The organism is Butyrivibrio sp. (assembly GCF_024699075.1).
In genome coordinates this window covers 1-11,686 of the sequence record NZ_JAILQF010000445.1, presented here as the reverse complement: position 1 = coordinate 11,686, position 11,686 = coordinate 1, and the positions used below count along the sequence as shown (strand labels likewise).

The 11,686-nt window shown below is 38.7% G+C and carries 8 protein-coding genes; all 8 read left to right on the top strand.

Features of this window, described 5'->3' with window-relative positions; translation table 11 throughout:
• Positions 1-855, top strand: an 855-nt coding sequence (locus K6G87_RS17505; RefSeq protein ID WP_296840151.1) for a M42 family metallopeptidase, incomplete at its 5' end; no start/stop codon positions are given.
• A gap of 240 nt (positions 856-1,095) precedes the next feature.
• Entirely contained in the window at positions 1,096-2,814 is a 1,719-nt protein-coding gene (locus K6G87_RS17500; RefSeq protein ID WP_296840149.1) for an Hsp70 family protein, read from the top strand.
• 76 nt (positions 2,815-2,890) lie between these two features.
• The gene (locus tag K6G87_RS17495; protein ID WP_296840146.1) at positions 2,891-4,561 is read left to right on the top strand and encodes a J domain-containing protein; all 1,671 of its coding nucleotides are present in this window, start codon (positions 2,891-2,893) and stop codon (positions 4,559-4,561) included.
• A 554-nt stretch (positions 4,562-5,115) separates the two neighbouring features.
• Positions 5,116-6,813: a serine/threonine protein kinase gene (locus tag K6G87_RS17490; protein WP_296840143.1), complete on the top strand. Its 1,698-nt coding sequence runs from the start codon at positions 5,116-5,118 to the stop codon at positions 6,811-6,813.
• Positions 6,814-6,815: 2 nt separating this feature from the next.
• Complete coding sequence (locus tag K6G87_RS17485) at positions 6,816-7,361, top strand: hypothetical protein (protein ID WP_296840140.1); 546 nt, start codon at positions 6,816-6,818, stop codon at positions 7,359-7,361.
• A gap of 90 nt (positions 7,362-7,451) precedes the next feature.
• Positions 7,452-8,276, top strand: coding sequence for a PP2C family protein-serine/threonine phosphatase (locus K6G87_RS17480; protein ID WP_296840138.1), 825 nt, complete (start codon positions 7,452-7,454; stop codon positions 8,274-8,276).
• A gap of 93 nt (positions 8,277-8,369) precedes the next feature.
• Positions 8,370-9,302 (top strand): alpha/beta hydrolase, encoded by a 933-nt coding sequence (locus tag K6G87_RS17475; protein ID WP_296840134.1) that lies wholly within the window; start codon positions 8,370-8,372, stop codon positions 9,300-9,302.
• Between the two features lie 189 nt (positions 9,303-9,491).
• The coding region (locus tag K6G87_RS17470; RefSeq protein WP_296840132.1) for a glycoside hydrolase family 2 TIM barrel-domain containing protein at positions 9,492-11,686 on the top strand (2,195 nt) is incomplete at its 3' end.

Here is an 11,686-nt window from a genome sequence, read left to right as displayed (position 1 = left end):
AAGAAGAATGGCCTCTTCCTTGAAGCCCATACAGATACTCTTGGCGGTATGGTATCTTCTATTAAGGGAACAGGTCGCCTTGTAGTAACACCTCTTGGCGGAATGAATGCTAATAATGCTGAGACAGAGAATGTCCGCATTGTTACTAAGTTCGATGGAGATTATGAAGGAACATTCCAGCTTGTAAATGCATCAATCCATGTTAATGGTGAGTACAATGATATCAAGAGGACTTTTGATACCTGCGAAGTTGTCCTTGATGAAGATGTTAATTCTAAAGAAGATGTTGAAAAACTTGGTATAAGCGTAGGCGATATCGTATGCTTTGATCCTTGTACACGTATCACAAAGTCAGGTTATATCAAGAGCAGATTCCTTGATGATAAGTTCAGCGTAGGTATACTTCTTGGATATGCCAAGTATCTTAAGGATAACAAGATCACTCCAAAGCGTGCAGTATATGTACATGTAACTGTATTCGAAGAAGTAGGTCACGGCGGATGTGCATCAGTTCCTGAAGGCGTAACAGAAGCAATCTCAGTTGATATGGGATGCGTCGGAGAAGGTCTTACATGTACAGAGCGTCAGGTATCCATCTGTTCCAAGGATAGCGGCGGACCCTACGCTTATTCAGTAGTTAAGGGACTTATAGAAGCTGCTAAGAAGATGGGCGCTGACTATGCTGTTGATGTATATCCTCACTACGGATCTGACGTAGAAGCTACACTTCGTGCAGGCTTTGATGTAAAACATGGTCTTATCGGCGCAGGTGTATATGCTTCTCACGGTTATGAGAGAAGCCACAGAGACGGAGCTGAGAATACACTTAAACTTCTTATAGGCTATATAGATTGATATTTAATAAGTATCAAAAAGGTATGTTTTTTTGTGAGTAAATAACAGAAATCCGCACCAGCTGCGAATAATGAGACTACTGTTTTTGCTAGCGCATTAACAGTAGTTTTTTTTTATGAAAAAAGTATTTATTAGGAGAAAAGTTTGAAAGTGTTCCACTTTCAAACCCGAATTGGTGTCGCGAGCTCCACCAATATCGAACCATTAGTCACTCGTTTCACTCGCGACATGAGGTTAAATATGATTATTGGAATTGACTTAGGTACGACCAATTCACTGGTCAGTGCATGGACAGATGAAGGCATTAAGATTATTAAAAATTCACTCGGGGAATATCTTACGCCTTCAGTTGTCAGCATAGAATCTAACGGTGATACTTTTGTGGGCCAGATTGCCAAAGAAAGACTTATCACACATCCTGAAACTACCTTCCAGGAATTTAAAAGAAATATGGGATCAGATGTGACATATGAAGCCTTCGGCAGAACCTATACAGCTACAGATCTTTCTGCAATTGTTTTAAGGGAACTTAAACAGGATGCTGAAAGAGAGCTTGGCCAGGAAGTCACTGAAGCTATTATCAGTGTACCTGCTTATTTTTCAGACAGTCAGAGAGCTGCAACAAGAAATGCAGGGCTTATAGCAGGTCTTAAGGTTAACAGACTTGTAAATGAGCCATCAGCAGCTGCCCTGTACTATCATGTGAGTCATATTAATGAAGATGAGAAATACATCGTATTTGATTTTGGCGGAGGAACACTTGATGTAACCTTAGTCGATGCCTTTGAAAACATAATAGAAATTCAGGGAATATCAGGTGATAACCACCTTGGAGGAGCTGATTTTAATGAAGCTATAGCTCTTGATATCTGCAACAAGAATGACCTGATATGGCCGGCACTGACTGATTATCAGAAAGCACTTCTTTACCATCATGCAGAGATTATTAAAATCAGACTTTCAACAGAATCCGAACTGGAATATAAATTCAGATTTTCCAGGAATAAAGAAGATCTTTTTGCAAAAGAAATTATATATAGAATAGATCTTCAGCATCTGGTTGATATATCTGCTGATATTTATGAAAAGATCAAACGCGTGATGATAAGACTTTTCAATGATGCAGGTATGACCAAAGATGAAATTGATGATGTTGCCGGAATAATCCTTGTTGGCGGTTCATCCAAAATGCCGGCTGTAAAGCTTTTCCTAAGATCCATGTATGGAGGTAAACTTCTCGTTGATGAAAACCCGGACGAGATAGTATGTAAGGGAGTAGGCGTTGCGGCTGGAATACAGCAAAGATCAGGCAATGTCAAAGATCTGATTCTGACAGATATATGTCCATTTACACTTGGCGTTGGAATAGTTAATGACGTTATGTCACCGATTATCAACAAGAATGAAATCCTTCCATGTAGTAGAACTGAGACTTATCAGACTATTAAGGATATGCAGGATGAGATCATTTTTAGCGTATATCAGGGAGAATACCACACTGCATCCAGGAATAAACTCCTGGATAAGATATCGCTTAAAGTTAAGCCGTTACCTGCAGGTGAAGCTACTGTTGATGTGACATTTTCATATGATATAAATGGTATTTTCGAAATTGAGTTTGAGTCTGAATATATGGATGAATCTGTGGTCAAAGATATAGCGCAAAGCAGCGGATTATCAGAAGCAGATCTTGCGGCAAGAAGGAAGAAGCTCGCTGAACTAAAGAGTAAGTCCAAAGAAAACAGGAATAAGTTGGTACTTCTTATAGAAAAAGCTGACAGGCTTTTTGCAGAATCCAATATGGAGCAGAGAATTATTCTTGGTAATGCTATTGAGGAATATGATAGAGCACTGCGAAGTGCAAATAAAGATGCAATCGAAGCTTCGAAGCAAAATCTTGAGAATATAATAGAAATTATTGAAAGAAGTATTTTCGGTCTACCTGATCCTGAAATATAAGTATTGGGAGAAGGGATACAATAATTCATGATTATGGTTTTGAGCAATCTGCCTTGTCGTGAGTGAAGGGTTAGGTATGAATAAAGTTTATTGGGAAATCTTGCAAATAGAATCTACTACGGATGAGAAAGCAATAAAGAAAGCATATGCAAAACTTTCAAGAAAGTACCACCCCCAGGAACATCCCGAAGAATTTAAGAATCTGAAGGCAGCCTATAAAGAAGCTATTAATTATGCCAAAAGGCATAAGAGCTTGGAAGAAAAAGCTATAGAAGAAAAAGCTATAGATGATAAAAAAGTAGTAGAAGAAAATTCTGATAATCAGGAATCTTCTGATAATCAGGAAGCGGAATCCTCTTTTAACAAAGATGATTACAGTCAAAAAGATGAGGTGAAATCTGACGATCAGGAAGAGAATTCTTTTGAACATCATGATATAAAGACAGACGATCTGGAAAAGATCACTTTTGAACATTTCGAAATAAAGACAGATGATCAGATATATAATCAGAAAATCAATTTCAACCTTGAAGATGTAGAAGTTTCGGATGAACCCGAGGAATCTGAGAATGAAAAAACTCTCGATCCAAAACTTAAGCTTAAAGAGTATACTCTTTTTGCAGAATATGTTGAAAAGGTAAGACAACTGCCTTTTTTATCAAAAGATGAAAAAACGTGGATGCTTATCTTTTTAAGACAGTCTGCTGTTTTTTATGACAATAAGAATAACCTGACAGCATACTGGGGAGTTTTTTGTTGTGATATAGTTGAAAAGTATAAAAGTCTTTGCAAGAAGAAATATAAACCTGATCCGAAAATTACAAGATTTATTGTTGATTATTATTCTTATCTGCCCGACTTTGACTACAATGTATGGGATATTTTGGCTAAATATCTTTTCCCTGATACCAAAAAAGCAAGGAGCAAAGGAGAATGGCCGGAAATAGTCAAAAAATTTGGACTTATCAGAAGTTATCAGATTGAAGGTCGTGTATACCAAAAACAGGTTGATGTGCCTATTGATATTATCATAAAGAATATCTATCCCTGGAGTAAAAGACGTGATGGGGAATGGGATATCAATACATCAGTGGCTGATGATATTTGGAATAATGGTGAAGGTCACAGAAAAAATAAATCTTCTGATAAGGGCAGTCTTGGTTTCGCTAAAGGTTTTTTTTGTTTTTTGTTTATTCTCTTTCTTTTTGAGATGTCCAGCTTATTATTTGTATTTAGTGGTAGTCCGAATGAAAAACGGCAGACACAAGAACAGAATCCGCTCTTAACGCAGCAGAACGTGGCGAATTATTTGGCGACTAATGGGGGCAATCAACTTGCTGCTGATAGTTACAATAACAGCGCAAATAACACTAACATAAGCGACGTTATGGATAGTTTGGAAATCGTATCTCACAAGAATGAAGATGGTTCTTATGAAACTGAATTTGTAAAAAAACCTGCTTCTGTTTCCAATTTAAAGGTTGAAATGTCTGATGATTTTAATGGCGTTGTCTCATGGAACCTGGCTAAAGATAGTAGACCAATAGGATGTCATGTCGAGATATTTGCCAAGGATGAAAAAAATGTATGGACGAAAATAGAAGAAATAGATGTACCATCTGATGAAGGCGCATCAAGCGTGTCGTTTACAGCAACATATGGTTGTCAGTTTAGAGCTGAGGTTACAACTTATGTTGACGATGAGGATCATGTGAAAGGGGAAAAGGTTATAGCTTATTCGGAATAATCAGATTGTAGAGCAGATTCCTTGATGGATGTTTCTGTCTTTTAATCATACAAACATTACCCGAAAACAAAAAACATCCAAATTGACATTCAAAAATGTCGTTCGTCGCATGAAATTGACGTTTCGTCGGATGTTTATGTATTTTTTTAAAATGGAATGTATATTTAAGATGCTGTTGGTGCTTAGAAATGACCTTATAGTAATGACAATATGACACTGACAGTTAAATGAAGCTTAATAGTAAAAACCCAAGAAATTTACTATTTAAGATTCATTTGAAATTGGCGGTTCCGAATAGATTTATCTGTTTGGGAACCGTACAGTTTCTTACGAAGCACTCTTAGGTATGAAAGAAGCGGGGACGAGCATTATACGGGGAACATGCTCAAGTCAGAAATATTATCTATATTTATCGCAGGCAGGATCCTGGTCATATGACCGGGATTTTGCTTTATTCGGGCAGGATTCTTGAAATTTCGCTCTGGTAATGACATAATTACATAACCAAATGATTGATTTTTGGGTTAATGAGTTTTGCAGTACAAGGATTTTTTATGTTACAGATCGGTTCACTAATTGATGGAAAGTATAAGATACTGAGTATTATCGGGCAGGGCGGTATGAGTACTGTCTATCTTGCGATTAATGAAAGGGCTAATAAACCCTGGGCTATCAAAGAGGTCAGGAAGAATGGTGTCAGTAATTATGAGATAGTCAAGCAGAGTCTTGTAATGGAGACCGATATGCTCAAGCAGCTTTCTCATCCATATCTTCCAAGCATTGTAGATGTTATAGATTCAGATGAATGTTTTCTTATAGTAATGGACTATATAGAAGGTAATACACTACTTAGAGCCATAGAAGAAAATGGAGCTCAGCCTCAGGACAAGGTTATAAAATGGGCCAAGGAGCTTTGCGATGTTCTTTCATATCTTCATACCAGAAAATCCCCCATTATATATAGAGATCTAAAGCCTGCCAATATAATGTTAAAGCCTGACGGAACGATCACTCTTATAGATTTTGGAACTGCAAGAACCTTCAAAAAAGACAGAGTAGAAGATACTACCTGCCTTGGTACAAGAGGCTATGCTGCTCCTGAGCAGTTCGGCGGCAGGGGTCAGACAGATGAGAGAACAGATATTTATAATCTCGGAGCGACTTTATATCATCTGGTAACGGGACACAATCCCGGGGAAGCACCTTATGAGATGTATCCTATAAGGCAATGGAATCCTACGCTTTCAGCCGGTCTTGAGCAGATCATCTTAAAATGTACCCAGCTCAATCCCAAGGACAGATATCAGTCAAGTGCGCAGGTTATGTATGATCTTGAGCATTATAGCGAACTTGATAAGGATTACAGACAAAGAGCGGCTTTGAGAGTTGCCATGTTTGCGATAACTGCAAGTATAACAATTATATGTGCGGTGTCTTCAGCTCTTTTGACATCATCAGCCGGTAAATTGGAAAAAGACAGTTACGCATCCTATATAGAAGAAGCCAGAAGCCATCCAAATGTAACCGGACAGGTTAGTAATTATGAAGAGGCTATAGCTTTAAATCCTACAGATAACACTGCTTATCTGGAGCTTTTAAATCAGGTATATCTATTAGATGATATCTTTAGTCCTGAAGAAGACGAGATGCTTAGACAGATTTTGATAACTCCCTATGACAATAACAGGACCTATGAGCAGATGCTTATGACCAATCAGGAGGATTATGATGAGTTTGCATACAGACTGGGTCTTGCTTATTTCTATTGTTATGACAGCGATGGCAATAAGCCGATGTCTACCAAGTGGCTTGATATAGCAGCGAAATCTCAGACACTTGATGAGGTCATGGTCACAAGAGCTCAAAGGCTCAGTAAGATAGCAGCCTATTATTCAAGACTTGGTAAGACTAGTAAGAGCGGAGATGAAGTGATAAGTTATGCCCAGTACTGGGAAGATCTTGTTGATATAACATCCGGAGACATTGCACTTTCAGATAATACAACTACGGCTCTTATGGTATATAAGGAGATGGTAAGTCAGATCAGCAAACATTCAGGAGAGTTCAAGAAAGCCGGGATAACATACGAAGAGATAACGGCTCAGCTTGATAATATAAAGACGAGACTTGAAACGGATATTATCGTTAATGCTGAGAATGAAGATAGGATACAGCCTTTGAAAGACAATCTGTATACTAACCTCGAGCTTGCATATAAAGCTGCAGAGGGTGTCTACAAAAAGGAAGGGTAATAATGTTTTTTAGTAATAATATAGTCAGCATGATATCAGGTGGAACGAGTGTTGATAAGATCAATGAGACATCTCAGCTATACCAGACCATTGCTTTTATTTTGATAGTGGTAGCAATAGTTTTTTTTATCATAACTGTTTTTATCTGGTTCAAGATGAATATCAGGCATGAGATAATAGTTCTTACAGGAATTGGTGTCAAAAAAGAAGTTGCAAGGATAGAGAAGAGGGCCAAAAGAGAGACAGAAGGAGCTTCTTCAAATGTTCAGATGGTAAAGAGAAGATCGGGTATAATACCTAATTCTGAGATAATGGACAATAATATAACTCAGAATCTCAGTGACAGAAAGACTACTCCTTTAAGGCAGACTGTTCCTATCAAAGCTGTTTATGGAAATAATGACAGTCCTGAGACCATGCCTATAAGTTCAATGAACGATATAGATGAAACAGTACTTCTTGAAAATAACGGTTCTAAATCTTTTGATAATAATTCTTCGTTCGTAGTTGAGAAGGATGAAGTATATATTTCCAACAATAAACAGTAGTCAATAAATATAAGAATTTACACACATACATTAAATACAAGCAATATTAAACAGTAAACACAAGCAACATAGAAAGAGCATATAGCATAAATGTTTTTTACAGCCGGACTTACAACAGATAAAGGGACAGTCAAAGAAATAAATCAGGATTCCATGATGCTCAAGGTAGCTAAGAGCAAGGAATTTGGACGTATCGCGTTTGGACTTGTGTGTGATGGATGCGGGGGCTTATCTTATGGTGAGATAGCTAGTGCTTCATACGTAAGGAGAATGGAAGACTGGTTTTATAATGAACTTCCGGGTCTTTTGTCCAATGAAGATGATACCAGAAAGCTGGATGAATCCAACTTTGGAAGGCATGATCCCATTGAGCTTATTAAGGGCAACTGGACATATATATCAACTGAGATGAATGAAAAGCTCTATGAATATGGTGCGCAGAAGCATGCAAGTGTAGGTACCACTGTATGCATGCTCATCATACTTGGTAACGAGTATCTTGCCATGAATATCGGAGATTCCAGGATATACAGGTTCTCTAACAGGAAGGTGTCCTGCATCACACATGATCATTCTTATATCCAGAAGCAGCTTGATGAGGGGCGCATGACTGCAAAGCAGGCTCTTGTAAGTCCTATGAAGAGCGTACTGCTTCAGTGCGTAGGCGCAGCCTTTAAGGTTGATCCATACTATTCCAGAGGAGTTATAGACAAGGATGAGACATTTCTTTTGTGCTGTGATGGATTCTGGCGCATGACTTCCCAAAATGACTTTGCAAGGATCATGAATGTATCAGATAAGGATTCTGAAGATGCTATAGAGGAATCGCTTAGAGAGCAGGTAGAGAAGCTCAAAAGAGATGGAGAAAGTGATAATATTTCTGCTATTCTGGTAAGGGCCCGGGATGCAATTTAACCATAAATGAGATATACTGAAATATATATAACTCGCAAATGCGAAGCAATTTGTGAGTTTGACACAGATCAACTTGCATATAAGAGGATAGCTATGAAGAAAAAATCAGGATTTGTAGTATTAAGTGTACTATCGGGAATATTATTTGGAGGAGCATTTGCAGGTAATAAGCTCTATGACTTTGCTATAAAGCCTAAGCAGCGCTCTGATGCTGATCCGGATTCATCAGAACTTATAACAAGAGGTCGCAGGTGGGTCAGGAATCATGAAGAGCGAAGAGACATATATATCAATTCTATAGATTCTTTAAGGCTTCATGCAAGCTATATTCCTGGTAAAGAAAATGAACATCACTATGTTGTTCTCATCCATGGTATATGGGACAGCTCAGAAGGAATGGGAATTTATGCACAGGAATATGAGAAAAAAGGCTGGAACCTTCTTTTGCCGGATTTAAGAGGCTTTGGACAGAGCGAAGGTGATTATATAGGTTATGGTCATGATGATCGTTATGATATTATTGAGTGGATCTACTGGATCATCAAAAGAGACCCTGAAGCAAGTATCCTGCTTCATGGAACTTCCATGGGCGCAGCTACTACACTTTTGGTAACAGGTGAGTCACTTCCTGAAAATGTCAAATGTGCTATCTCAGACAGCTCATATACAACAGTTAAGGAAGAATTTCTTGATGTATATAAGACTCTTGATCCTAAGATCGCTATCATTCCTTCCTGGCTTGCAATGCCGCTTCTGCGCTTTGAGGTCAAGGTCCGCGCAGGATACGATTTCTATAAGGTAAGACCTATAGATGCAGTCAAGAATTCCAAGACACCAACATTGTTCCTTCACGGAGATTCAGATGACTTTGTAAGTCCTTCAATGTGCCGTGAGCTTTTCGATGCAGCTGCCTGCAAGAAGGAGTTCTGCATGACTCTTGGTGCCAAGCATATAGAGGGAGTCTGGATAGATTCCAAGAAGTACTGGCATAAGATAAATGAATTTCTTGAGCATAACAATTTCTGACTAGATATGGAAATAACTAAGAACTGTGATAAATTAACAATTTCTGACTAGATATGGATAAAAATTAAGAACTGTAACAACTTAACAGGTATTATAATGATAAAGAATTGCAATTGACCCAGGTCATGAAGTGATTCTTTATTATTATCTATGGGGATAAAAATTTTTTTAGCAAAGGATGAATATAATATGTGTACTTTTGATTATGCCAAATTGTCAGACCCTGGCTTTTTCGCACAGAATCGTCTCCCTGCTCATTCAGATCATATCGTATGCAGTAATCTGCAGGAAGCCTGGGATCAGGAGAGCTCTCTTAGAAAGTCTCTAAATGGAAGCTGGAAATTCAAATATTCTGCTAATCTTTCAGAACTTCCACAAAACTTTGAAGCTTTGGATGTAGACTGTCATGCTTGGTCTGATATTCGTGTGCCTGCACATTTGCAGCTTGAGGGCTATGGTGTACCTCAGTATGTTAATGTTCAGTATCCATGGGATGGACATGAGGATATTGATCCTCCGATGATCCCTACGATGGACCATCCTGTTGGCAACTATGTTAAGTATTTTACGCTTCCAAAGGATTTTATGAGGCACGGCCTTTATATAAGGTTTGACGGCGTAGAGAGTGCCTTTGCACTCTGGCTTAACGGAGAATATGTGGGATACAGCTCTTCTTCCTTTGATGCCAAAGAGTTCGATCTTACACCTTTTGTAAACAAAGATGGTGAGAACAAGCTTGCACTTCAGGTCTTTAAGTACAACTCAGGAAGCTGGATGGAAGACCAGGATATGTTCAGATTCTCAGGTATCTTCAGGGATGTAACACTCTTTACCAGAACTAGCAGTGTATCTGACGTTGATACTTCAAAGGCAGCAGGCGGAAGCGGATCAGATAAGGATACTTGTACCGGTATAGATGTATACGATATCAAAGTTGTAACTAATCTTCTTGATGATTATAAGAAGGGCGAACTTGAAGTAACACTTAAGGGCTGTGGTAAGGGCCAGATGACTCTTCAGCTTTTTAAGGAAAAATGGGACAGTGCCCTTAATATACAGGCAGCAGATGGCGATGAGATCTGCTCAGAGAATATCAGCTGGACAGACAATGTTTCTGAAGATAAGAGTCTTAGCGGAGTATGCTTTGCAGATCCTTGCAGGAATCTTTGCACGGATTGCGCAAAGGTTACCTTGAAAGTCGATGCACCGGATCTTTGGAGCGCAGAAGATCCTAATCTTTATGCTCTTGTCATTACTTTATATGATGAAAATGGTCTGGAGTGCGGCACCATCCTTCAGGAAGTCGGCTTTAGAGAATATGTCATGGGCCAGGATCATATCATGTATATAAATGGTAAACGTATCGTATTCAATGGTACAGACCGCCATGAATTCTCTCAAAGAACAGGACGTGCCTTATCTCGAAGAGAGATGGAAACAGATGTTATCAACATGAAGAGAAATAACATCAACGCCCTTAGAATGAGCCATTATCCTAATAATAGCTACATGTACAGGCTCTGTGACAGATACGGAATATATGTAATAGATGAGACCAATCTTGAGACTCACGGAACATGGACTGCAGGAAATAAGAAACCTGAAAGCTACATGGTACCTTATGACAATGAAGACTGGCTTTCCATGCTAATAGATCGTGGAACATCAATGCTTGAGCGTGACAAGAACCATCCGTGCGTACTTATCTGGTCATGTGGTAATGAGGCATTTGGAGGAAAAGTAATATACGAGCTTTCCAATTATTTCAGAAATACTGATCCTACAAGGCTTGTCCATTATGAAGGTATATGTCACGACAGAAGATATAATGACACTTCAGACATGGAATCTCGCATGTATCCTCCTGTTGCTGAGATAAAGGATTATCTTAAGGAGCATCGTGATAAGCCTTTTATATGCTGTGAATATACTCATGCTATGGGTAACTCCTGCGGCGCAATGTTCAAATATACTGATCTTACAGAAGAAGAGCCTTTATATCAGGGTGGTTTCATCTGGGATTACATCGATCAGTCAATTATACGTAAAGACCGCTATGGCCATGAATATCAGGGTTATGGTGGCGATTTTGGTGAAAGACCTAATGACGGAGACTTCTGTGGTAATGGTATAGCATTTGGAGGCGATGAGAGAAAGCCTTCACCTAAGATGCAGAGCGTCAAGTTCAATTATCAGCCTTTTGCAGTTATAGTTGATGAGGATGCAGATACTGTTACAGTCCGCAACAGGACTCTTTTTACAAATACTGATCAGTATATTATGAGGGTCAGCATCAAGAGTTACGGAAAGACTGAGTACCAGAAGGATTACATAGTATCTGTAGAACCCGGGGAAGAGGAAGTGTTCGGACTATCTCTTGAAGA